Source organism: Pseudarthrobacter sp. NPDC080039, from assembly GCF_040702335.1.
Taxonomy (GTDB): Bacteria; Actinomycetota; Actinomycetes; order Actinomycetales; family Micrococcaceae; genus Arthrobacter; species Arthrobacter enclensis_A.
Genome location: NZ_JBFBKY010000001.1, coordinates 408486 through 429992 on the forward strand (window position 1 = coordinate 408486; position 21507 = coordinate 429992).

At 61.2% G+C, this 21507-nt stretch carries 22 protein-coding genes; 12 read left to right on the forward strand and 10 right to left on the reverse strand.

Features of this window, described 5'->3' with window-relative positions; translation table 11 throughout:
- Positions 1-117 precede the first annotated feature (117 nt).
- Genes AB0313_RS01890 through AB0313_RS01900 form a run of 3 tightly spaced genes read left to right on the forward strand, consistent with a single transcriptional unit; the run spans position 118 to position 3078 of the window.
- Positions 118-987: an HNH endonuclease gene (locus AB0313_RS01890; protein WP_366303187.1), complete on the forward strand. Its 870-nt coding sequence runs from the start codon at positions 118-120 to the stop codon at positions 985-987.
- Positions 988-1018: 31 nt separating this feature from the next.
- On the forward strand, positions 1019-2101 hold the full coding sequence (locus tag AB0313_RS01895; protein ID WP_366303189.1) for an alpha/beta hydrolase: 1083 nt from the start codon (positions 1019-1021) through the stop codon (positions 2099-2101).
- 29 nt (positions 2102-2130) lie between these two features.
- Positions 2131-3078, forward strand: coding sequence for an alpha/beta hydrolase (locus tag AB0313_RS01900; RefSeq protein WP_366303264.1), 948 nt, complete (start codon positions 2131-2133; stop codon positions 3076-3078).
- Here AB0313_RS01900 and AB0313_RS01905 read toward each other — a convergent pair.
- Complete coding sequence (locus AB0313_RS01905; RefSeq protein ID WP_307306235.1) at positions 3032-3835, reverse strand: glycosyltransferase family A protein; 804 nt, start codon at positions 3833-3835, stop codon at positions 3032-3034. The genes AB0313_RS01900 and AB0313_RS01905 overlap by 47 nt on opposite strands.
- 207 nt (positions 3836-4042) lie before the next feature.
- On the opposite strand from AB0313_RS01905, the gene AB0313_RS01910 reads away from it, so the two are divergent.
- Both AB0313_RS01910 and AB0313_RS01915 read left to right on the forward strand, forming a co-directional pair.
- A complete protein-coding gene (locus AB0313_RS01910; protein ID WP_366303191.1) occupies positions 4043-4528 on the forward strand; it encodes a hypothetical protein in 486 nt (161 codons plus the stop codon).
- A 60-nt stretch (positions 4529-4588) separates the two neighbouring features.
- Entirely contained in the window at positions 4589-5143 is a 555-nt protein-coding gene (locus AB0313_RS01915) for a DUF3090 domain-containing protein (RefSeq protein WP_366303193.1), read from the forward strand.
- A gap of 957 nt (positions 5144-6100) precedes the next feature.
- Here the strand turns inward: AB0313_RS01915 and AB0313_RS01920 are convergent.
- Positions 6101-6628, reverse strand: coding sequence for a hypothetical protein (locus AB0313_RS01920; RefSeq protein ID WP_366303195.1), 528 nt, complete (start codon positions 6626-6628; stop codon positions 6101-6103).
- A 155-nt stretch (positions 6629-6783) separates the two neighbouring features.
- Positions 6784-7728, reverse strand: coding sequence for a serine hydrolase (locus AB0313_RS01925; protein WP_366303197.1), 945 nt, complete (start codon positions 7726-7728; stop codon positions 6784-6786).
- Between the two features lie 273 nt (positions 7729-8001).
- On the opposite strand from AB0313_RS01925, the gene AB0313_RS01930 reads away from it, so the two are divergent.
- Positions 8002-8853 carry a hypothetical protein gene (locus AB0313_RS01930; RefSeq protein WP_366303199.1) on the forward strand — a complete coding sequence of 284 codons (852 nt, stop codon included), beginning with the start codon at positions 8002-8004 and terminating at the stop codon, positions 8851-8853.
- Between the two features lie 477 nt (positions 8854-9330).
- Complete coding sequence (locus tag AB0313_RS01935) at positions 9331-9504, forward strand: hypothetical protein (RefSeq protein WP_307306256.1); 174 nt, start codon at positions 9331-9333, stop codon at positions 9502-9504.
- Here the strand turns inward: AB0313_RS01935 and AB0313_RS01940 are convergent.
- Entirely contained in the window at positions 9501-9899 is a 399-nt protein-coding gene (locus tag AB0313_RS01940; protein ID WP_366303202.1) for an STAS/SEC14 domain-containing protein, read from the reverse strand. The genes AB0313_RS01935 and AB0313_RS01940 overlap by 4 nt on opposite strands.
- 304 nt (positions 9900-10203) lie before the next feature.
- Positions 10204-11439, reverse strand: a complete 1236-nt coding sequence (locus AB0313_RS01945) for a hypothetical protein (RefSeq protein WP_366303204.1) — start codon at positions 11437-11439, stop codon at positions 10204-10206.
- A 471-nt stretch (positions 11440-11910) separates the two neighbouring features.
- On the opposite strand from AB0313_RS01945, the gene AB0313_RS01950 reads away from it, so the two are divergent.
- From AB0313_RS01950 to AB0313_RS01960, 3 genes are all read left to right on the forward strand, one after another.
- Positions 11911-12048, forward strand: a complete 138-nt coding sequence (locus tag AB0313_RS01950; RefSeq protein WP_366303206.1) for a hypothetical protein — start codon at positions 11911-11913, stop codon at positions 12046-12048.
- Positions 12041-12232 carry a DUF4230 domain-containing protein gene (locus AB0313_RS01955; RefSeq protein WP_366303208.1) on the forward strand — a complete coding sequence of 64 codons (192 nt, stop codon included), beginning with the start codon at positions 12041-12043 and terminating at the stop codon, positions 12230-12232. The genes AB0313_RS01950 and AB0313_RS01955 overlap by 8 nt, the downstream gene beginning before the upstream one ends.
- A 154-nt stretch (positions 12233-12386) precedes the next feature.
- A complete protein-coding gene (locus AB0313_RS01960) occupies positions 12387-12911 on the forward strand; it encodes a hypothetical protein (RefSeq protein ID WP_366303210.1) in 525 nt (174 codons plus the stop codon).
- 2174 nt (positions 12912-15085) lie between these two features.
- Here the strand turns inward: AB0313_RS01960 and AB0313_RS01965 are convergent.
- The 5 genes from AB0313_RS01965 to AB0313_RS01985 all read right to left on the reverse strand — a co-directional run bounded on the left by AB0313_RS01965 (position 15086) and on the right by AB0313_RS01985 (position 20066).
- Positions 15086-16135, reverse strand: coding sequence for a protein phosphatase 2C domain-containing protein (locus AB0313_RS01965; protein WP_366303212.1), 1050 nt, complete (start codon positions 16133-16135; stop codon positions 15086-15088).
- Positions 16136-16610: 475 nt separating this feature from the next.
- Complete coding sequence (locus AB0313_RS01970; protein ID WP_366303214.1) at positions 16611-17360, reverse strand: VWA domain-containing protein; 750 nt, start codon at positions 17358-17360, stop codon at positions 16611-16613.
- A gap of 1386 nt (positions 17361-18746) precedes the next feature.
- On the reverse strand, positions 18747-19310 hold the full coding sequence (locus AB0313_RS01975; protein ID WP_366303216.1) for a hypothetical protein: 564 nt from the start codon (positions 19308-19310) through the stop codon (positions 18747-18749).
- 64 nt (positions 19311-19374) lie between these two features.
- A complete protein-coding gene (locus tag AB0313_RS01980) occupies positions 19375-19635 on the reverse strand; it encodes a hypothetical protein (RefSeq protein ID WP_366303218.1) in 261 nt (86 codons plus the stop codon).
- A complete protein-coding gene (locus tag AB0313_RS01985; protein ID WP_366303220.1) occupies positions 19578-20066 on the reverse strand; it encodes an ABC transporter permease in 489 nt (162 codons plus the stop codon). The genes AB0313_RS01980 and AB0313_RS01985 overlap by 58 nt, the downstream gene beginning before the upstream one ends.
- A 68-nt stretch (positions 20067-20134) precedes the next feature.
- On the opposite strand from AB0313_RS01985, the gene AB0313_RS01990 reads away from it, so the two are divergent.
- Positions 20135-20539, forward strand: a complete 405-nt coding sequence (locus AB0313_RS01990) for a hypothetical protein (protein WP_366303222.1) — start codon at positions 20135-20137, stop codon at positions 20537-20539.
- A 93-nt stretch (positions 20540-20632) separates the two neighbouring features.
- Positions 20633-21337, forward strand: a complete 705-nt coding sequence (locus AB0313_RS01995; protein WP_366303224.1) for a DUF4386 domain-containing protein — start codon at positions 20633-20635, stop codon at positions 21335-21337.
- Positions 21338-21507: the final 170 nt, after the last annotated feature.

A 21507-nucleotide genomic window follows, 5' to 3' on the forward strand; every position in this document is an offset into this window, starting at 1 on the left:
GTGATGACAACGTAGGCAAGAATGAAACGACGCATGAAGTCACTGCCAAGGAGGTTGGACCATGGGCGCCACGCCGCCTGAACACCGGTTTGTCCACTCTCCACGGAACGCTGCTCAATGACTGCGGTAATTCTTGGCTGCGATACAAACGCCCTGCTCCGCTGGGGCTACCCTGCCGCCGTCGGGCACGTTGCCTTACACGGCGGGATACTGAAGCGCTGGCCCCTCTACTCCTGCCCCGATGTGGAGGAGGGGACCGAAGCCTGGCTCCTGGTGCACGGCAGCAATGACGCGGGCAGCGGCCTGATTGGCCACGGGTTGGTGATGTCGCAGCCCTGCCGGGTTGACCCGGGCGGCGATCACGAAGCCGCCGGCTGGTTCGTCGCCGTCGCCTTCGACGCCCTGCTCCCGCTGGGCGAACAAATACGTGCCGGCACCGTTGGCAACGTTATCCCTAAGGACCTCTGGGCCCAGGCGGCCGGGCCCGCCCTGGTGACCTTGCCGCCGTCGTACGTACCTGTCCTGCGCCGGCTCTGGCGCGAGCTGGGACCGACCACGGCGGATCCGGCCGAGGTGGTTGGCGGAAGCCTTCCACCTGCGGCAGTCAGCAATATCCAGGTGAACCGGTATGAGAGGGACCCCGACGCGCGGCGGGCTTGTCTTGCGTTCCATGGCACGAGATGCGCCGCCTGCGGCTTTTCCTTCGAATCCACTTACGGCGAAACCGGCACAGGAGCACTTGCCGTGCACCATGTGGTACCGCCGGCGATGCTTGAGGGCGGGTATGAATTGGATCCCATCGCCGACCTCGTTCCGCTCTGCCGCAACTGCCACGCGGTGGCGCATGGCGCCACTCCGCCATTGAGCGTCACCGAACTCCAAAGCATGATCTCCGGCGCGGGCCACCTTAGGGGCGACGTGGTAGCCGCCCCGGTCCTCCAGGCACAGGAGGATGCACGGCGGATCCTCGAAGCCGGCCAGGCGTAAGGTTTCCGTAACTGGCGGTAAAATTGCAGGGATGACATTGGCCGCACGCACCGGCAGGGCCTTCCCCTTCGCACGAAGCGCCCGGAATGCGCTGCGCCGCGTCCCCGTGTGGACCTGGCGGCTCCTGATGCATTCTGTCAGTGCACGCGAGCAGGCGCGGTTCAATACAGATCCGATAACCGAGGTGGCCTACACCCACGACATCGACTACGTGGGCGACGGACTCCGCGCCCACCGCCTAGACGTCCTGGCGCCGCTGGGTGCGGCACCCGACTCCCCCCGCGGAGGGGTCAGTCCCGGGGCGCCGCTTCCCGTCTACGTCTACTTCCACGGCGGAGGCTGGACATCCGGCGACAAGGCTGCGTTGACCAAGTACTGCGCCAGCCAGGTGCTGGGCGGCATGGTTGTGGTCAACGTCAATTACCGGCACGCACCCCGGTTCCACATGGGACACGTGCTTGAGGATGCGAACGCCGCCCTGGCCTGGGTTGCCGCCAATATCGGCAGGTACGGCGGAGATCCCCGGCGTCTGGTCCTGGGCGGGGACTCGGCCGGCGGGCAGATTGCTGCGTTGCTCACCGCTGCCAGCCTGCGTCCCGAACTGGCGGCGCACTACTCGCTGGAGCCCGCTGTTCCGGCAGCGCAGCTCAGAGGGCTTGTCCAGCACTGCAGCGTGGTGGACTTTTCCGTGTTCTTCGAGGCAGGGTTTGTCCTCAGCCTCAATTTCGTCCGGATGCTCCTGCCAGCGGCCGCTCCGGTACCATACCTTTCCGCGCCCGGCAGCCGCAGGCGGGCCCCGGCAGGCACGACGGCCGCCCGGCTCAGGGCCGCGGCGGGCTTCCTGTCCCCGATTGAGTGGCTGGACGGGAACCATCCGCCGGTGTTTGTCAGTACGTCGGAGCGTGACTACTTCTATCAGGCGAACGTCAATTTCATTGAGCGGCTTCAACAGCACAGCGTACCGGTGGATGCCGTGATCTATCCGTGGGACAGCGCCAACACCGAACACACCTGGCAACAGGATTATCATTACCCGGAATCCCAGGAAGTGTATCGGCGCTTGCACGCCTTCGTCCGGGATGTGGCGCAACCACCCGCATCCGCCTCTGACTAAGCATGGTGGGCGTGGACTATCTTGGGTACATGGCGGTACCGGACCAGAGAGAAGATGGGGTCAACCCTGAGGAGTTCGGGTCGGCCCGTGTTGACGCCGCTGCGCTGCTGGATGCTGATCTGGGCGACGTCGACTGGTTCGTTCCCCCGGCTGGAGCTGTCCTCCGCACCCTCGACGTTCCCAGCGGCAAGCTGGCCGCCATGGCCCTGGGAAACCCTGATGATCCTTCTGTTGTGCTGGCGCCCGGCGCCACCGGCTCCAAAGAGGACTTTTCACTCATGATGCCGGAGCTCGCCAGCGCCGGCTACTTTACCCTCTCCTACGACCTGGCAGGCCAGTACCAGTCGGCGGCAGCAGGCCCGGAGAACCTTGTGCCGCCCCGGAAGCATTACGACTACCGGCTCTTCGTAGACGACTTCGTTGCGGTGCTGGAGAGCACCAATACCCCTGCCCATGTTGTGGCCTATTCCTTCGCGGGGATCGTCGCCCAGCTCGCTTATGTGGAGCGCCCCGAACTTTTCAGGTCCCTTACCCTGCTCAGCTGCCCGCCTGAGACGGGCCAGAGCTTCAGGGGCGTCAGCCGCATCGGCGGGTTCAGCACGTGGGTCAATGGGCGGGCCGGTGCGGCCCTGCTGATCTGGGGCATCCGCAGCGGCAGGGCGGTCCACGTTCCTCCTCGACGGCAGAAGTTTGTGGATTCCCGTTTCCGCTTCACCCGCCGCGACTCGGTCCGGGACATCTACACACTCATGCAGAACGTTCCGGATGTCCGGCAGCGGCTGGCCGAGGCTTCCCTTCCCAAGTTCGTGGCGGTAGGCGAACACGACCTGTGGCCGCTCCAGCTCCACCGCCTGTTTGCCCAGGCCATCCGCGCCAGGATCGGTGTCTACCGGGGCGGGCACAGCCCCTGTGAAACGTCGCCGCACCAGCTCAGCCGCGACCTGCTGGCCCTTTATGCCAAGGCGGACGAGGGGTGATCCCCGCCTGCCGGTGACCATGCCGGCGGCGGGAGCGCTCCAGCCGCCGACGCAGCGGATGCTGGTACCGGAACTCGACGCGGAAAGTTTCGACGGACAGGACCATCCGTTTGCGGAACGCTGCCCACGTGGCAAACGGACGGGCGGATACGCCCACCTTCAATGTGGGATCGTAAATGACATCCGTGTCCGGGGGCAGCCGGTAGGAGATGTCCAGGTCGTCGTGGACCATGGCGTTGTCCCGGACCACCGTGGTTTGGATGGCCGCCCAGACCTCACGCCGAAGCGCAAAGTTGGATCCGTAGACGGGAGGGTGGCCCAGCATGAAGCGGATGACCCCGAAGTAACCGCCCCGGAGCAGCAGCAGCCCCACCAGGCGGACCAGGACGTTGCTCCCATAGAACTCCCCGGGGCCCGTGACGGCGGTCAGGGGCGGTGAGGCATCCAGGGTCCGCCCAATGCGCTCCAGCCAGTCCCGGGGCGGCCGCGAGTCAGTGTCCATCCTGGCGATGATGGATCCGGCTGCGGCATCAAACCCGGCAGCCGCCGTCGCCGGTATGCCGGGCAGGTCCACCGGCAACCGCCTCACCCCGGCGGCTGCGCAGACGGCGGCTGTGTCATCGCTGCTGGAGTTGTCCACCACGATGATCTCGTCTGCAGGCCTGGTCTGCACGGACAGCAGGGCCAGGCACGTCTCCAACTGGGCGGCGTCATTCCGTGCGGGAATGACCACCGACATCAAAGTGGCGGCATCCATACCGCGCAGCCTACCGGCCCTTGGCCCGGTCCGGGCGGAAGGCCGGCTGTGGTGGGGGAAAACCGGCGGTAGCGTGAACGGACCCGGCTGATGAGCCTGGTCAAGCTGTTGTTGGTCCGCTCGAGCTGCCACTGGCTCGTCCTGCTCATCACTGGAGCAACGGGCTCCCTGAGCTTTGGCGGAGTGCAGTGCAGTAGCTTAGACGGCATGAGCGAGTCGTCACATGCGGAGCCGGAAGGGTCGAAGAAGGGGGCGGTCGCTTTCGGCGCGGTGGCCCTGTTGTGTGTTGTGGGCGGCGGCCTCGTTGCGGCAGTAACCAGCCCGCTGCATCTGGAGCATGGATCCTGGACAGCAGCGTACCTTGTGTTGGTCGGTGGAGTGGCACAAGGCGCCCTGGGCATAAGCCAATACTTCCTGGCGCCACGACGCTTCGTGGACCGGAAGGCCGTTGCGGAGCTGGTGGCGTGGAACAGCGCATCCGCGGCTGTGATCGGCGGGACTTTGGCCGGCAACCCCTGGGTTGTTGATGCCGGCGGTGCGCTGCTGGTTGCAGCGCTGGTAATGATGTTTGAGACTGTTGGCCGCCCCGGCCCAAAACAGGATTGGGCTCTTTGGGGTTACCGGGTCCTGGTGGCTGTGGTGGCCATCAGCATTCCCGTGGGACTGGTGCTGGCCCACCTGCGTGCTGCCTGAGTTTTGCGGTGCGGGCACGGCGGACGGTGCCCTGAGGCTCGTCCTGCCTAAAATACTGACATGCCTACACTTGTTCACGAGTTTGCTTGGCCGGACCGCGTCGTCATTGGCACCATCGGTATTCCCGGGGCGCGCACGTTCTACTTGCAGGTGCGCGCAGGGACGCAGCTCGTGAGCATAGCTCTCGAGAAGCAGCAATCGGCTCTGCTCGCCGACAAAATAGACGACATTCTCGACCAGCTCATCGCCCTTGAGGGCAACCCCTTCAGCGTTCCCACCGGTACACCCATCGAATTGGTCGACAACGATCCGCTTGAAGACGTGCAGGAACAGTTTCGGACCGGTGCAATGAGCCTGGGCTGGGACCCGACGACGGCGCAGGTGGTCATTGAGGCTTACCCGCTCACCGAGGTCGAGGCTGACACCCATGACGATCCCCTTGACCAGGACAACGATGAGGTACCCGAAATGCTTTTGGTGCGGATGCCGGTGGGCACCGCCCGGGCGTTCACCAAGCGCACGCGCGAGGTGGTGGGCGCAGGGCGGCCCCTGTGCCCGCTCTGCGGATACCCCATGGACGCCGACGGACACGTCTGCAATCCTCCCGAGGTGTGATGCTGCCTCCCGACCCGGCTTCCGCCGGGCCGGGACTCCCGGTGGGCCCAAGCCGCGGGGCAGTCTTGATCGAATTTTGCGGCTAACGTGGGCCGGCATTTGGGAACGGGACCTACCGTGGAGGCAAGAACCTGCCGCTGGGGCAGGGGCTTACCAATGAGGACAGGGCCGGCGGCCAGTGCATCCGGAGGACTACGGATGCCGCCCCCCAAACCGCCGCCGGCCCGTCCTCCTGTACCAGGCAGATCACCCCTTGCGTCCAGCACATCCACTGGTTGCTTCTAAGGGCGCCCATGGGGACCATTGAGACGTGGGTACGAAAGGCATCCGGCGCCTCGGCGTTCTTTTGTGCCTGTCGTTCTCCCTTGAGGGGACGGCGGGTTGCTCCTATGACTACCCTGACGGGAACCAAACTGCGACGCCCACACCGGACGGAACAGCCGGACCGGAACCGCGGCGGGTCACCGTATCCGCTGCAGCACCTGATGATCCTTCGGTGCCTGAGCGCGGCCGGCGGAACTACCAGGACCTGAATGAGCTACTGATGTCAGCGCCTGGTCCGGTCCTCCTCTTTCAAGAGGGCCCGCTGGACGGTCCTGCCAAAGGCTTTGGCACGACGGAACAGGTTTCCGTGGCGGGTCGATACACGGTTACTGCCGCCTGCGTCGGTGCTCCCAACGCCACGATCTTCATACGCCAGGAGAATCCGAAGGTCACACTCTGGCCCGTCGAGGTCACGGTGGACTGCCCAGGGTCCACATCGGAGGTCATCACGCTTCAGCAGGGCTATGTTTCGGCACACCTCTCCTTGCCAGCCAGTGGCGATACTCCCTGGACGGGAGCCGTGGGCGGAGTGCGGGTAACTGGTGACCAGGCATGGACGGGTACGCCGGGCTGAACGTTTCTCGAAGTCATCGGTGTACCGGACCTCGTTTGCCTGCGGCTTGATGGTGAGGGCTATGGGGAAGCCGAGCCCACGGCATGCTGGATCTGCTGGAGCGTGTCCCGCCGTGCCGCGATTTCAATGACGCCACTGTCCGAGTCCATAATGATGATCCAGAAATCCAGCGGCACGTCCTGTTGATGGTCATGGCGGTTGGCCTTCCGCGCCGGGACGCCGGTGGCCCCCAGCCCGGTAAAAGCCCTGCTGCGGCCGCTGGGTATCAAACTACGTTCCGTGGTCGGCTGGAAATCGATTCGGGCCGGGCCGGCGCTGGCGATCCCCATCTGCCAGATGCTGCCCAACGAACCTGGCGATGAGTCGCGGAACCGCAGGAAGATGACAGGCTTGCCGCTCCCATTCAGCGTGGGGCCTGCCGCCGGAAACTGGCTGGTCATAAAAAACAGGCCACCACCGATCAACAACGCGTAGAAGACCGCATTGGAGATTGCGTCGTCGGGACTGGCCCCGGCGAAGAAACCCGCCGCCAAAATGACGGCGCAGGCAAGAACGCCCACCAAAACGGCACGGAGCGCAGGATGCATCCCGCCCCACTTCCTCATGGCGCCATCCTAGGCACGGACCTTTCCCTCCGCTACGTCCTATCCGCCTAGGCACGGCGCATTCCATCCGTGGCAGCGCTGCCATCCTCCCTGGGCCCAACGGGGAACAGGAACCTGCCCCGGCGCCCCCGGGGAAGTCAGTCCAGGATCTTGGCGGCGGCGGACGTAATGTCGTGAATCATCGCGGTCCGCTGCGGGACATCCGTGAGGTCGGCGCTTTTGGTGTAGATCACCAGGACCACGCTGTGCGTAGGAGTGGCCAGGATCGCGGCATCGTGCAGTTCGCCGTCGAGCAGCCCGTATTTGTGGTAGACAGTCACCCCCGCGGGCAGGGCCGCCGGGATCAGGTCCTCGTCGTTGGTGTTCTGCATGTACGAAAGCAGTTGTTGCGTGTGTTCCTGGGTGAGCAGCTTCCCGCCGTAGAGGTTGCCCAGGATTTGTGCCATGGCGGCGGCGGTAAGGGTGTTGCCCGCCGAATCGTAGGTGACCCCGATAGCCGCTGCATCCGCTTCAAGAGTGGCATTGCCCACGGCGTTCGCCAGCAGCGTCCAGGAATCATTGTCGCTGTCCTGGATCATCTCCCGCAGCTGGAAACCGGACGTGTAATCACCCATCGGATCGTCCAGGGACGCCCGTCCCGCCTCAACCATCTCGTAATAGGCCACTGCCGTCAGAACCTTGGCAGTGCTTGCGGCTTCGAAGGGAGCTTCCACGCCGTACTGCTTCAGGGCGCCGGTGTTCAGGTCGAGGAGGGCGACCCCGACCTGATACTCGCTGTTGGCTTGGATTACAGCGTTAATGCTTGCGTCCGGGGTTTCACCGGCCGCCACCGGTGCGGCGGTGCTGGAAGCTTTGGCCCCGGAACCGGCGGTGCTTTTATTCCGGCCCGGAGCAGTACCGGCAGATGCCCCCGCGCCCGAACCCGCGGTGTTCCTGCTGCCGACTGCCGCGCCCGCCTTGACTGCCGCCCCCGGCTGAGGGACGAGCTGGAGCAGGAAAATGACTACAGTCGCCAGGGCGGCGGCGAGGATCAGAGCTCTGGCACGGCGGTAGGAGCGCGTCCTGTGGCGGGTACGGTTCACGATCGAGAAGATAACAAGGGCTGCTATGAATCCACTGTGAACAGCCGCTCGACACGCCACCGGAAACACCATGGCTCCCGTCAGCGGCAATCATGCCGCGTTGACGGCAATGGACGCCCCCCTGCGGGGTGTGGCATTGGTTACGTTCGCCCTGCAGTGGCCGAAACTCCCAGGTACACATGGAACCCTTAGGGTGAAGCGCGACGCAGCCGGCGTACCTGACAGCAGGCCGGCCGTCCCGCCTGAAACCGTGCACAGACATAACCGGGAACCATGAATAAGAACGTCACATCCGAAGCAACCGCCGTGAACGCCCCCAAGACGAAGCGTGGCCTTGATTTGAGCCCAATCCAAGTTATTGCGGGTGGGGGTGCGGCCGCCGTAGCGTCCGTCATCGGCGGCCAGCTCGGGCTTGGCGGGACAGTGGTTGGGGCTTTCATCCTCAGCGTCGTGTCCGCCGTTGCAGTCCCCCTGTTCCGCGCCTCCCTGGAGAAGAGTCACGAGCAGCTCAAACGCGTCGTGCCCCGCCGCGGCTCCGAGGAAACCAAGGCCACTCCGCAAATGGCCCCAGACACGGCCGGCATCATCCGGACAACCTCCAGCAAAGTGTCCGCCAGCCCCCTGCCCGGGGAAGGCGCTGAAGCTGCTCCGGGTGCCCGGCAACGCAGGTCCGTGACGAACCGGGCCCGAATGGCAGCCGCAGGAACAGCAGCGATCTTCGTGGTGGGCCTGGGTTCCGTTCTCGGCGTTCAGGCGGCGACCGGCATGAGCCTCTCGAGCGGCACCGCCGCACTTCAAACGGGTATCTCCCAAGTGGCTTCGAATGGGGCGAACACCCGCTCCACCCAGGTGACGGGCGCGCAGCCCAGCTCCAAGGCCGCCGACGCCGGCACCACCCCGACTCCGGAGTCCACCAGGCCCGCCCAGGAAATTACAGCCTCAGCCACTCCCACGAGCAAGGCCAGCCCGAAACAGACAACCCCTGCAGGCACACCGTTATCGCAGCCCTCAGTTGGTCCAACCCAGGCCGCCCCTTCGCCCACCGCAAGCAGCGCCGCTTACGGAAGCGATATACCGGCAGGCCCCGGCCTCACGACGGCGAGCGCCGGCGGTGCTGCCAAGTAAGCCAGTCTGCCATGCCGGCGGCACCAACGCCTGTGTGAGGGCTTGCGCACCTGACGGTTCGCTCTTGGGGAGTTGGTACGCAGTGGAGCAACTTCAGGGAGGGGCTGCTTTGGCGACGCCCGAAGGATCAGTGCAGAATTCAGCTGCGGACGCCGCAGGTCCCCGGCCCCCGGATAAAGTCGGCTGCCCATCTGGCTGCATCGTGCAACGATAAGGCCCAGCGGGTGAGCGCCGGGCCTTCTCGAATTACCTTCCCTTATACCGTTAGCGGACTATGCGGGTTCCCCCACTGAAGGTGCCGGGGAACCGGAATCGACGCAATCCGCTTCGCCGTCCCACGAGATCACCTGAAAGAACAGCGCCTCCCACAAGGAGGACAAGCGGGCAGCCTTTAACTATCCTGCCTGCAGGAATTCAGGCGCTGACCGCACGGAGTTTCGCCCGCCCATGCCCGTCCTCCAGTCCTAGACTTTCGCCATGCACCCCTTAGTGGCAATCAGCTTGGTGTTCCTCACCGGGCTTGCCTGGATGGGCACCATCCTGACCCTTTTGGTGTCCCTGACGACAGCCCGACGGGGGCGCGGACGCAAGCTGCAGGAACCGTCCAGGACGGGGAGATCCGATTCCGGCTTGGATGAGAACGGCGCCTAGTGGTTGCTGCCCGGCTCCGTATCCGACTCCCCCGAGGCCTCCAGCAGCCACGCCAGCGCGCTGTCCGCAGATGTGAAGTATCTGATCGGGAACCCGGCTGGCACTAGGGGCAAGCGGAACATGGCAACCGCCCGATCAACGGGAGAGGAACCCAAAAGCGCCATGCGAGAAACGCTGGACGAGTCGGGGAAGACTTTTCGAGCGGCCGCGGAATGGGTCACTCCCTGAATGTCGACCAACATCGGCAACCTGGCGCCATGGCCCAGAGTGGCGATGGCCTCCAGGGCGGCCGTGGCTACGTCGATGCCTATGCATGCCCCTCGCTTCCAGCGCAAGCGAAGGACTCCACCTGACAACTCCAACGTGCCTTTGCCTTTGATGTCCACTTTGCTCATGCCGTCCCCTGCCCTTGGCTCCCGACCCATTATCGACCGTAGCCCTTTGGCGCACTTAGGTCGACGTCGCACACCAGCCGCATCCCTGTGCGAGCACCAGCGGATCACCACCAGCCAGCATGTAGATTGCCAGGCATCTTGGTTCTCGGAACCAACGCGCGAATTGCGTCACGGTGCGGGTTAGGTCGCGCCGCAGCGGTTCAGCTCTGTGATCGAAGCTGGTCCCTTCCGGTCGCAGCCGTCGAAATGCGGACGGGACTTCCGCGCTTGGCGTTCGAGTTGCCGCTGGTGGAGGTTGATCGGCTCAGGATGGGGTGTGCTGAACGTCGACCTGGGGATATGGCGGGTGGCCAGTCAGCAGTGGTTCGGGCCGCCCCTGGGCGACGTGGTCGACGAATGCGCTCAGGTAAGCGTTGGTGATGGTGAGCGCTTCGACGCCGTCAATAGGACCGAGGTGGACTTGGGACCGGATAGGTGCGGCGAGGTAGTAGCTGCCGTAGTCGCTGAAATTGAAGTGCTGGGCTCCGGTTATCGTGTAGCACCAGGCGCCCCCGGTGCTGGCGGCCAGCAGCGTCCGTGCGGTGTCCCGACTGGTCTGGCTGCCGACGTCCGCCGGTTGGCAAGCGCCGGTTATGCAGGAGTTCTGGCTGCCGATGAGCATCATCGGCTTGGCGAGCCCGGCATCGACGACCGCGCCGTACTGGGTGCCGTCGAGGTCGGCCGCGCCGGCGCAGTGTGGGTCCGTGCGGCACGCCTCCAACGCGGCGGCACCGCCGAAGGAGTGGCCGGCATAGACGATCGTGCCGACGGTGATGTGCCCGGCGAAGCGGCCACTGGCGTTTAGTGCCGCAAGGCGCGTAGCGGCGAACTGGTCGTCGGCCGCCCAGACGGCGACCAGCCGGTCGCCAGCGGCCTGAGCTTCGCCCGCGTGTTCGTTCGCGGTGCCGGTCGTCGGTGGTTGACCCGCATCCGTGGCGGATACCGTCTGTCCGTTCAGGACGGTTAGGTTCGCACTGTCGGTAGGGGTGACGCCGGCGACCAGGTAGCCATGGCTGGCCAAGTCTTCCGCGAGCGTCGTGTATTGTGGCGCGGCCAAGCCCATGCCCGGTTCAAGCACGACAACGGGGAACCTGCCCGGGGCGACCGGAACGTCGGCGTATGAGTGGTCGCGAACGTCCGCGAAGCTGGTTTCGCCAAGACCAGCCGCCCCGCCCAGATGCAATCCTGCCCAAGCGCCCGGCGTGTAGGGAGCGTGCTGCGCACCGGGGCCGGGGACACCCGGATACCAGAGCCAGACGGACAGCTCCCGTGGCTTACCCGGTTGCGCGGCGAGCAGATCCGTGCGGGTGCTGTCGGTCCATTCAAAAAGGGTCCGACCGACCTCGTAGGGGCCAGTCGGAACAGGCAGTGTGACCGGCAGCGCGGCCCGGATCGCGACGTAACCAGAGTAGCCGCTGACTACGACAACGATGATGAGCGCGATCAAGAGAACCCACCGCACCCACCGGCGTTGCTGCCTACTTCTTGCGACTTCTCCCATGCCAGGATCCTAAGGGACGCGGGGTCCGGTCCCCATCACCCGACGGGGCATCACCCAGGCGCAGGACTGCGCGGCTGCGCCGTCCTGATGTTCCGAGTCCAGAGGGTTCGAACGCCACCTCACCATGCACGCGACGGGCAGGCCGCCGCCGCTCGACGTCCACCTCGAGTGCGGGCGGTCCTGCGGCTAGGTACTTCTTCATGACCTGCCGCCTAATAAAGGAAGTCGTGCTGGCCGACCTCGCCGCGCCTCTGGGCGACTTTCATGGCAACTCGAACCGCTTTAACCCGTATGTAGTCAAACGTCCTCACGACTTGTCCCGGCGACGCGTTGGATTTCTCCAGGGACCACGCGACTAGGCCGTCGTACTCCTGGCGCCCCTCAATGTCCGCGGTTAGGACACTGTCGGCCAGAGAAGCCATTCAGGCGTCGGCAAGGCTATGGCAGTCTTCGCCTGTGTGGCGGTTCTTTATGAAGCCAGCCCCCGTAGACCAGGGCATGGGCCTGGTCCTGGTCAAGGACTTTCCCGTGAATATCAGCGAGTGCCACGCCGAAGACAGAGACCGGACTGTCCTCCGACGGCAACCCGGCAACGGTGGGATTGCCTGACGCCCAGCTCGCCAAGCCCAACCTGAACCACGACCGATCCTATGTTTTCAGCCAAAATCGTGGTGTAGTCGATGCGATTTCAGATGCAATCGAACCTCCTCAACAGGCGCAATTCATCAAACTCGCCGAGGCGAAGATGACAGCTGCTGCGGAGGAATCGGAGCTGCGGAAGCAAGGCCAGTGAGAACACCAAGGTTATGCTGACTGGCATGTTCAGCTCACCTGGACTGAAAACCACGTTCCTGCTACGCCGACTAGTAGCCTTCTTAGCCGCTCTGGCATACCATATCCTCACATCGCGACCGGCTGGGGGAGCCGCCAGAGCGAGTAGGACGAAAATGGCCAATGACGACGGTGCTTATCGTAACCAGCACATAAGTGTGCTTCGCGAACAGTATCGTGACCTAGAGAGACACATCGACCGCCTACAGGAAGACCAACGCCGACGCGGTTGGATGCAGGACGAGGAAACCGCAAGCCAAGACAAGGTCATCAATAATTGCCTCGAAGGCATGAACCAAATCACGCAAGAAATCGAACGCCAGCGCCAGGAAAAGAACCGTCGTGAGGACAAACGCAATCGGCGTGAGGGGCCGGACCGAACAGCCGCCCGAGGCGTAGGTTCTGCACTCGGCAAATGGCTAAATCGAGGCGGTCAGCCTCCACCTGCTGCAATCAACCTGAATTGGGAGGTTGATGGTCGGAAATACTCCGCTCGGTACTACACGGACAGCGACAAGCTTGAGGTTTCCATGGTTGTTCCGCCAGGAACTCCTCGTGCCCGTCAACGCGGAACCCGTCACCTCTTGGCATGCAACACACCAGAAGAACATCAAGCCGCCATCCGTGCCAACGAGTCTTAGGCGCCGGCTGCTAAGGATCAGCTCCAAACCTCTTGCGCTAACGCCGCCTAGCGCCCATTCTGGAAGTCCGGCGAACATTCTGTCGACCGGCTAGGCCAACGATCACACACTAGGAGGTCCTAAAGCCACGCGAAGGGTCACACTCTGCCGTAGGTCCTTCGTATCGAGATCCGCATTTGCGAGATTTCCCAGGCCGTAGATAAAGGGCTGACGAGCCCGATGAGCTATTAAGCACGCATTCCGCGGTCGATCCCCGCATGGGGAACTTCACTTTTATCCCTACGGAAACCGTGGCTAGAGATTCAAGCGGTGTCATCTCCTTTAGTGAGTCCCGACAGCTTAAAATCTCGCTGCTGACGTTGCCAATAAAATAGGTCAGCATGTCCGCTTCTTGCGGCAGCTTCCGCTTCGCGCGGCAGATTGATGATGATTACGACACCGACAAGAAGAATGCTGTTTTCTTGTCTCGTTTACTCTCTATCAGGTAGAGATTCTGTGCACGGTCCCTCGTGGGTGATCAACCACGGGGGACCGCCCGTGTTCCGAACCAAGTAGCCCTCTAGATCACGTCCAACTAGGGTGGTAGCGTCGCTGCCGTCTAGCAAAGTTCGTGGATTTAGGCGAGTTTTGCCGGGAGAACTGTTCAATCCTTATGGATAGGGATGCTAGTCCATCCAAATTGCCTTACGTACATGGACCGTACCTCAGCAGAAACAAACTTTACTGGCTGCCATCCGGCACATACGACGCCACTTCCTTCGACGATAAAGGCATTAACGACAACTGGAGGACTTAAACTCCACGCTGAAGCCACAACTGAGTGTTCGTCTCTCGTCAACTCGTGAAGAAACAGTTGTTCGCCCATATCGTCAACGTCATACCAGCAGTGTCGTGATCCACGATAAAGTTTATGCTGGTTCTCGGAGGTACGTGCTACATAAACGACTTCTGACACCATCGAAATCGGCCAACAAAGTCTTATTGACACCTTCGGATACCGGACGTCCATGATACGGACTTCAAAGACGCCAGCCAGAAAAAGTCTCCGCGCCGCCTCCGCTGTATAACTCTGGTCCGCGTTTCTCAAGGCTCGTGCCGAGTGGTCCTAACCCATTCACCGGGCCGAACCTTCTTCCAACCGGGAATCGGATTCCGGCGGCTATTCTCGAGACTTTCTGACGAGCGAGTCGCTGCAGCAACGCGACTTATAGGCTGGACACTGCACACCTGGGCAAGGCCTCTGTACCACTCATCCATTTGAGGTCTGTCCGCCGGCGTTGATTCAAGCGAAGCGGTAAGCATTTTCGAGAGTTCGATAGGAAGTTTCTCTAGGGCGACCGACGGGTCGAAATTCTGGGAAGCGTGTCGTCCCGGATCCATAACGCGGAGAACAATGAGGCCGAACTTATAGGTGTCAGTGGCAACCGTTTGGCGATGCCAATTACCGATTGCTTGATTTGCAGCCATTGAGGTCCGAGACCGCGAATTCACATCGTGCAAGCTCTTGGCCGCCTCAGGGGGGACGAAACCGGGACTATGAGGCTGGTGGCCGAAAGCCGATGAAGTACCCGCTCGAAGCACAGCGTCACAGTCAATGAGAATTATTTCCGCAAAGCCACTCTTGCTAACCCTGAAGGCCGCATTCTTTAGTGAAAGGTCTCCGTAAATTATTCCAATCTCCGGTCGATGTAGGAGCGATAGCACATTCGCTAAGCTCTCTAACATCGTCAGCCTCTGCATGGTTGTCATGAATGGCGTGCCCATGTTTATGCAGTCCGCCTCACTTTGAATGGCAAATCCCAGATCGCGAAGCTTTGTCTTTGATCGACCGCTAATCATGGACAACTCAAAAAAGTAGCTCTTGGGTATTTGGCGCATGATTATGCCCCTGGCAATGTCGGGATTCGATGCATCTACGACGACGCGCAGTGGCCACGCTGTCAACTCATCGAACGTCAACCGCTTACTCTCAGCTAGTCGCTCTCTAACCGCTGGTATCGAGCGTAACGCCAGTGACGAGACTGGTGGATGCGCCTTCTTATAGAGCTTATAGGCAAGTGAAAAATTTACTTCTGGGAGATGAAAGTCTTGCAATCTGTAGATTTTTGCGAAGCGACCCTCACCCAGTTCTTCCTGTCTATAGGGGATCACATCTTGCAATAAGATTACGTTGGTCATCGGAGCCATACCCCTACCACAGTTCTATCATCGTCGAAGGTTTCCCGATGGAAATCGATGTCTCTTGCAAAAGACCATTTTTCAGGGACGTTGGACCATCTGCCAGCGAGGAGACGTCCAACTTCACCATCACCCGAACCAAGAGGGTCACCGACGCCGTCACTCATTAGAAATAGCGCTTCTCCTGATCTCAGCGTCTCCGAAACAACTTTCGGGGCCTCGGGTGAGAAGAGAGGGAGGGCGTATACGGTCGAATCAACCACATCAGCGCTACTCGTTTTGCCACCAGCAATTAAAGCCCACTTCATATCACGAAGTAGAAGTATCGATGAATCGCCAGCAAGGTCAACTACATAAAGTGGGACAGCACTATCAGAAGCCCTTGTCCCAATAATGGCCGTAACGGCAGTGGTGGCCATCATTTCAGCGGCCTCAAGAAGGAGTTTCGCATTAATTCTACCGTCAGTCGGCAGCGTTCTTTCGCTTTCCTTCGCGGCACTCCTAATGATTGCCGAGCTCAGTTTATTGTGAATATTATCCTTCCAGTCGATTTCCAACGGGTGTTTACCTTCACTAAGCTCTGCGGCAATAATACGGGCACCCATCTTGGCGGCGATTTCCGCCGCCTTGTGGGATTGTAAAGAGCTGTTTGACACGCCGTCCGCAACAACTGCGACCAGCCACCCGGCATCTTGAGACAGCCGCAGGCAGTATTCATCCTCGCGTGTTGTTGACAACGAATCAGCGGAGTAACGGTGTCTGTAGCCGCGGATGGACGCCGCTCTGACGTCCAGGTCACCTACCCTTCCTGCATCAAGAACCGAGTCCGGCCTCCCGAAAGGCTCAGAAAGCGCCGTCGGCAAATAGGTGCTTAGCGACCCTGGCTGTCCAATTATCGTTTCAGAAGTGTATGGCGCCTCACGGCGCGGCGGTCTTTTCGTTGCGATGGCCGTATCGCCGGCAGAACCACCCAACTTGAGGTTGGCACTTCCCGGGGTGCCCGACCTTGAAGGAATTGTTTCTGGATTTGGAACAGCAGGTGCCACACCCGTCGTGTCCTTCGTTATCGCGCTTTGCCCCTCCAGAATACCGATGTTCCTGTGGGACGGGTGTAGCACCGTACGCTTTCGCTCCCCCGCTGGTCCGCCACCCGAGCGCTCTTCCACACTCCGCCAATTTCCCCACCACCCACTCCAGCTGCCTCTCCCCCGCCGCGTCCGCGCCCTCCGCAAAGGACCTGACATTGGAAAAGTATGGCTGGACCAGTGCACCCGTTCGCCGCCCTGCCGGCCTGCTGTCCTAGCACTCCGCAACACCCCGCGAAGTCTCCACCAACTACTCCGGCTGCTGGTCCACCACTTCATAAGTCCGTCCCTCTATAAGGAGAGGCGCCCCCTGACCGAGCCAGGAGCTGGCCCTCCGCTCATTTGCGCAACAAGGAAATCTTGCTTATGGGTCGAAACTCACGTTGGAGAGTTACCGTATGAAGCGCCTGTTCTTTGCTTGTAACCTTCAAAAGTATTACGAAAAATCGTCGTCCTGGTCTTCTTCCTCGGGCACTGCCAGCACGAACTCACCTTCTATGCCGTTGCTAGCTAGGTCCAGTCCGGTTGCTATGACGGAACTAACAAGCGTGTTGATCATCCCAGTTACTGCGGCGGCTGCCGATTTATCTTTAGAAATAAAGCCGGAAGGTCTACCAGAATCATGACCGGTTTTGAAGTCAGCGAGTTGATCTAGCGTTGCGCGACTAGCCTCAGCAAATCCATAGGGTATGAAATTCGGGTGTAACTCAAAGTCGCGGGATGTCAAAATTGCAAAAGCTTCTTCCCAATCCGCGTCGGTCTCTGTGGGAACCCCGTCAGTCAAAAAGAAAACAGCAGGTCTGTGAACGTCAAAGCCGTTCGCTTGAAGCTGGGCAGCGTCCGCCTCGATGGTCTCGCGTATTTTCAAAAATGCGTTTGAGAATAGTGTTCCCGTTAAACGCGATGTAAGCTTTGGCATATCGGCGCCAGTAAGGTCACGAGCGTCACTAAGAGGTAGCCGCAACTTTGCCTCGCCCGAGAAATCGATTAGTCCGATCCGTACCTTGTCCGCAGCCGTGGGCTCCTCTCGCAAGGCGTCAACCACTTCGGGCACAATGTTATTCACTCGATCAAGCGGCCAGAGCCCGTCTTCGAAGTTCTCAGTGACCATCGAGTGAGAAACGTCTACAACGACATAGAACGGCAGAAGAATAGCTTTCTTTTCGCTTCCGTTACTTGAGCTCACGGCTTGTACCGACTTTTCCCTGGAAAGTGAATCGATCGAGTTTGTGCTCGCCAAAATTCGTTTAAAGGCTCACTAATATTTTGGCAATATACAAGCTGCTAGGAGATTTGTCTCAACAGCCCAACTATTTTGGCATAATGACAATTACGCCGCAGTGCTGACATGGGTCATTGTAGTGTTCCCGCACCCATGTCTGCTTTCCGCAATTGGGGCAGGTTACTTGAATATTTGCCATTTCTTCCCCTGAAGTTTCATTAGGCCGCTTGTCGGATCCTCATGGGCTGATTGTGCTTATCAGCAAATGAAACCGTCCGATGCCAAGTAACGATACGCCTGACCGGGGCCTTGAACAAGGCGTATTTTAACATAAGTACCCCTAATACGAATCTTCACATTTAGCCACGGTTAGGGTGTTCTTTCGCGCTGCTCTAATGGGTGATGGCTCTAGGCAAGGTCGCGGCGCTGCCACGTCGATAGCACGATCTCGGGTGGATCTACTTCCAGATGATCGTGGTTTTCCTCTTCAGCTGCGCCGGCTGGATCCCGATCAACGTCTGCCATATGCTGTAACACCCTCCCCCATGTAAGTGGGCGCTGCGACGAATCAAAGGAAGTCGATTCGCCTCCCCCAGGCTTTGACCAAGACGGTTGCCTCACAGCTTTCCCCGAGACTAGCGTCAACCCTCGGGTTCGGCCCAAGCAAGGAGGTGACGGCTGGGCAGGCTGGCCGACTTGCTGGCTGAGTCCGAGGATCGATGGGCCGGGGGCGGAACGGCGCACACATGGAGTCGCCGACAAGGGCCTCGGCAGAGCCCTCATGACCTATTTCAGCTTGCACTTGCCCGCCGCAGTCGTGCTGCTGTTCATTATCGGTGCTGGGCTCGGAATCCTGCTGCTCCACAGAGTGGGCCAACGATTAGTCCTACCTGTTTGCTGGGAGTTTTCTGGCCGGCATAGGCGGCATCGCCTCGGACACAACTTACAACGCGAAAGTCATTTCCTGCGCGGTGGAAATGGGCAAAATGAATATCACGCTGTCCCTCAACATAGATGAGCGTAAGGCGGTCCGACGAGAAAACCTGGGACAAGGAACGCTCAGGCCGGAACACCTGACAGGGAAACGTGCGGCGGCATTTTAGCTGAGAAAAGCGTTGTCAACGCAGCTCATCGTGCTTGCCTCCATCCTTGAATTTCAGTTCCTGGTGCAAGTCCTGAACAACAAGAATCCCATCGGGTGGCTGTCTGCGACCATTGGAACAGCGTTTACGGTCTCCCTGGTCGTCCCAGTTCGTCAGTTCCTGACGCTCGGACGGTTCCTCAATCAGACGGCCGAAACGCCGTAATAACGTAATCGTGCTGCGCCTACCCACATTCCAACGGTTGATGTCAGCCGACTGTTGCTTGGTCCAAGGCACGGAGCAGACCGTCAGGGTCCGGGACGTCAAAGAAGGCCACGGCTTGTCCGAGTCCGAGGCTGAAAAAGTCCATCCCGGTGTTTTGGTACATTCCCATACCGAAAGCCCCAGGCATGCCTTGAGACCCGAAAGTAATGCTGACATGCCTCCCGTCTTTGGACCGATCGACCTTGGTAGGCATGCCGCTCACGGGCGAATCGGAAACGGAATTGCTGCCCGTGCAGACGATTGCCCGGCGATCGGTAAGGCCGTATACCGTTCGCAGCTTCCGCCGCTGCTTATAGATGAACCTGCCGAAGATGAAGTAGAGGCCCACCAGCACGAAGGGGATGCCCCAGAGCATGAAAAAGGGCTCCTTAGCCGTGGTCACAACCATGAATTCCCAAAAGAGTGCGAAGCCGCCCCAGAGGATGCTGAACGGCACCAAGAAGGCGTCTGCGCCGGTAAACCGGACCCGCGGATCAGGACGACCGACCCATAGCAGCCTTTCGCCTTGTCGGAGAAGGGGCAGAATCCGGCTGCGGGGATCGTCCATGCCCGAAGCCTTGCACAGGCGCCGCTAGACGGGAATGGGTACCAAAGCCCAGGCCAGACGCTGCTTACTTGGCAGCCAGCTCGCTCCGCCGAAAAGTCCCGGCGATGGAGAGTTTGCGGCCATATTCGATGGAGCCGTAGCGGAACAGGTCGACGGCCAGGCGGATGATGAGGGCCCCGAAGACCAGGAGCTCCACGATCACGATGCCAGCCTCTGCGGGACTGAGGATGCCGAAGGCGTTGCAGAGCAAGGCGGTGACCGGGGCCGTCAGCGGGAAGTAGGTGAAGACCTGCACGATGAGGGCGCCCGGGTTCGAGATGACCATGCTGAATGTGTAAAAGGGATGAACATCATGGCCACCAGCGGGCCGAAAATGGACCCGGCTTCCTTGGCGGTCGGCATGATCGCCCCAATGGCAGCCAGCACCCCGGTGAACACGGTGAACCCCCCGACGAGCAGTAGCGTGCCAGTGATCATCGGCCCGGGTTCGAAGACCAGGGAGGACAGGTTCATTTCAGGCAGGGCCAGGGAGTCGCGGAAGAACAGATAGGCGAGCCCAACGGGGGCCAGGAACACCAGGATCTGGACCAGTCCGACCATGAACAGGGAGATGATCTTGCCCGTGATCAGCGTGGTCGGGTTCAGGGTGGTCAGGATCATCTCCCTGACCCTGTTCTCCTTCTCCTCCAGGGTCGAGTTCAACATCTGGTTCGAGAGCAAGATCATCGAGATGTAGAAAACCACCAGGAACAGCATCGGCGGGATCACTCCCCCGACGCCGGCGGCGACCGTACCGGTCCCGGCCGCTGCAGGCCGGCGTCGAGTTGCTCCTGGGCGTCGCCACGGTCTGGATTGCCTTCGCCATTCCTACCCCTGAAGGGGCGTGGTCCTCGCCCTGGATCCACGTCGGCGGGGTCGGGTGGCTCCACGAGGACGAAGCCGGCAAGCGGCTCCCTGACGAGGTCCGCACCAGTCTCAAAAAGCATCCCCGCCGATTCGCCACGAAGAAGACCCGCACCGATCCGGTCCCCGCGGAGGCCTGGACCGAGATTCCGACGACTGTGCTTCTCGGTGCCCGGGACAACCTGACAGGGGCAGATCAAAGAGCCTGGGCGCGGGAAGCGGTCGCCGATGTCCGGGACATCGAAACTGATCACTTTGCCCTCTTCAACCTGCCGGAGCTGGTCGCGGAGGTCATTCTGGAACCGTTGCCTGGACCGCCCAGGTAGGCCACGCTAGATGGGCCCCTGTCTGTGCTCAGCTGCGGGCGGCTAGGCTGTGGCCATTCGCTTGCATGACCTGGAAACTCAGATGGGGGACCGTTGAATTCAGCAAGAAAAGCCGCGCTTGCGGCCGGTGTGTTTTACCTCGTGACATTCGCCAGCTCCATTCCGGCCGTCTTCCTTCTGGGACCCGTGCTGAGCGATCCGAACTACGTCACCAGCGCCGGCAACGACACCAGCGTGGTCTGGGGCTGCCTGCTCGACCTGGTCAACGCCGCAGCCTGCGTGGGCACTTCAGTGGCCCTGTTCCCAGTGGTTAGGCGACAGAATGAAAGCCTCGCGCTCGGCTTTGTCACCTCGCGCATGTTCGAAGCCGCCGTTATCGCCATCGGCGTCGTCAGCCTCCTGGCAGTCGTGACCCTGAGGCAGACAGGAACTAGCGGAACAGACCACAGCTCACTGACCGCCGCAGCCCGAGCACTCGTGGACGTGCGGGACTGGACGTTCCTCATAGGGCCCGGGATGGTCCCGGCCATCAATGCCCTGCTGCTGGGCTACCTGCTATTCCGCTCAGGGCTCGTATCGCGCTTCATCCCGGTGATGGGGCTCATTGGCGCCCCGCTGCTGCTCATCTCGGCAATAACGACCATGTTCGGCATCAACGACCAGGTTTCCGTTCTGTCGGCGGTTGCGACCATTCCAATCTTCCTCTGGGAGCTGTCATTGGGGCTCTACCTGACCTTCAAGGGATTCAAGCCGGCACCTGTCCTCACCGGACTGGGTTCAAGGCCTACCACACGCTGACCACGACTAGCCCTTACGGCTTTTACTCCGGCAGCGTGAAGAAGCTGGCCGGGTCGTCGGCGCCCGGTAGATCGTGGTGGAAGGGGATGGCGTCGACCGGCCGGGTGTCGAGGAACAGCACCGCGACCTCCCTCGAGTGGACGACGGTGGACCGGGTGGGCCCGTCCAGC

Excerpts from the sequence above, each read along its gene's own strand:
- AB0313_RS01945 (WP_366303204.1), bottom strand. The coding sequence starts at position 11,439 with ATGGGAGAAGTCGCAAGAAGTAGGCAGCAACGCCGGTGGGTGCGGTGG.
- AB0313_RS01980 (WP_366303218.1), bottom strand. The coding sequence starts at position 19,635 with ATGGTCATCTCGAACCCGGGCGCCCTCATCGTGCAGGTCTTCACCTAC.
- AB0313_RS01915 (WP_366303193.1), top strand. The coding sequence starts at position 4,589 with ATGCCTACACTTGTTCACGAGTTTGCTTGGCCGGACCGCGTCGTCATT.
- AB0313_RS01960 (WP_366303210.1), top strand. The coding sequence starts at position 12,387 with ATGGCCAATGACGACGGTGCTTATCGTAACCAGCACATAAGTGTGCTT.
- AB0313_RS01920 (WP_366303195.1), bottom strand. The coding sequence starts at position 6,628 with ATGCATCCTGCGCTCCGTGCCGTTTTGGTGGGCGTTCTTGCCTGCGCC.
- AB0313_RS01975 (WP_366303216.1), bottom strand. The coding sequence starts at position 19,310 with ATGGACGATCCCCGCAGCCGGATTCTGCCCCTTCTCCGACAAGGCGAA.
- AB0313_RS01985 (WP_366303220.1), bottom strand. The coding sequence starts at position 20,066 with ATGCTGTTCCTGGTGGTTTTCTACATCTCGATGATCTTGCTCTCGAAC.
- AB0313_RS01905 (WP_307306235.1), bottom strand. The coding sequence starts at position 3,835 with ATGGATGCCGCCACTTTGATGTCGGTGGTCATTCCCGCACGGAATGAC.
- AB0313_RS01940 (WP_366303202.1), bottom strand. The coding sequence starts at position 9,899 with ATGAGCAAAGTGGACATCAAAGGCAAAGGCACGTTGGAGTTGTCAGGT.
- AB0313_RS01890 (WP_366303187.1), top strand. The coding sequence starts at position 118 with ATGACTGCGGTAATTCTTGGCTGCGATACAAACGCCCTGCTCCGCTGG.
- AB0313_RS01895 (WP_366303189.1), top strand. The coding sequence starts at position 1,019 with ATGACATTGGCCGCACGCACCGGCAGGGCCTTCCCCTTCGCACGAAGC.
- AB0313_RS01950 (WP_366303206.1), top strand. The coding sequence starts at position 11,911 with ATGAAGCCAGCCCCCGTAGACCAGGGCATGGGCCTGGTCCTGGTCAAG.
- AB0313_RS01900 (WP_366303264.1), top strand. The coding sequence starts at position 2,131 with ATGGCGGTACCGGACCAGAGAGAAGATGGGGTCAACCCTGAGGAGTTC.
- AB0313_RS01910 (WP_366303191.1), top strand. The coding sequence starts at position 4,043 with ATGAGCGAGTCGTCACATGCGGAGCCGGAAGGGTCGAAGAAGGGGGCG.
- AB0313_RS01930 (WP_366303199.1), top strand. The coding sequence starts at position 8,002 with ATGAATAAGAACGTCACATCCGAAGCAACCGCCGTGAACGCCCCCAAG.
- AB0313_RS01935 (WP_307306256.1), top strand. The coding sequence starts at position 9,331 with ATGCACCCCTTAGTGGCAATCAGCTTGGTGTTCCTCACCGGGCTTGCC.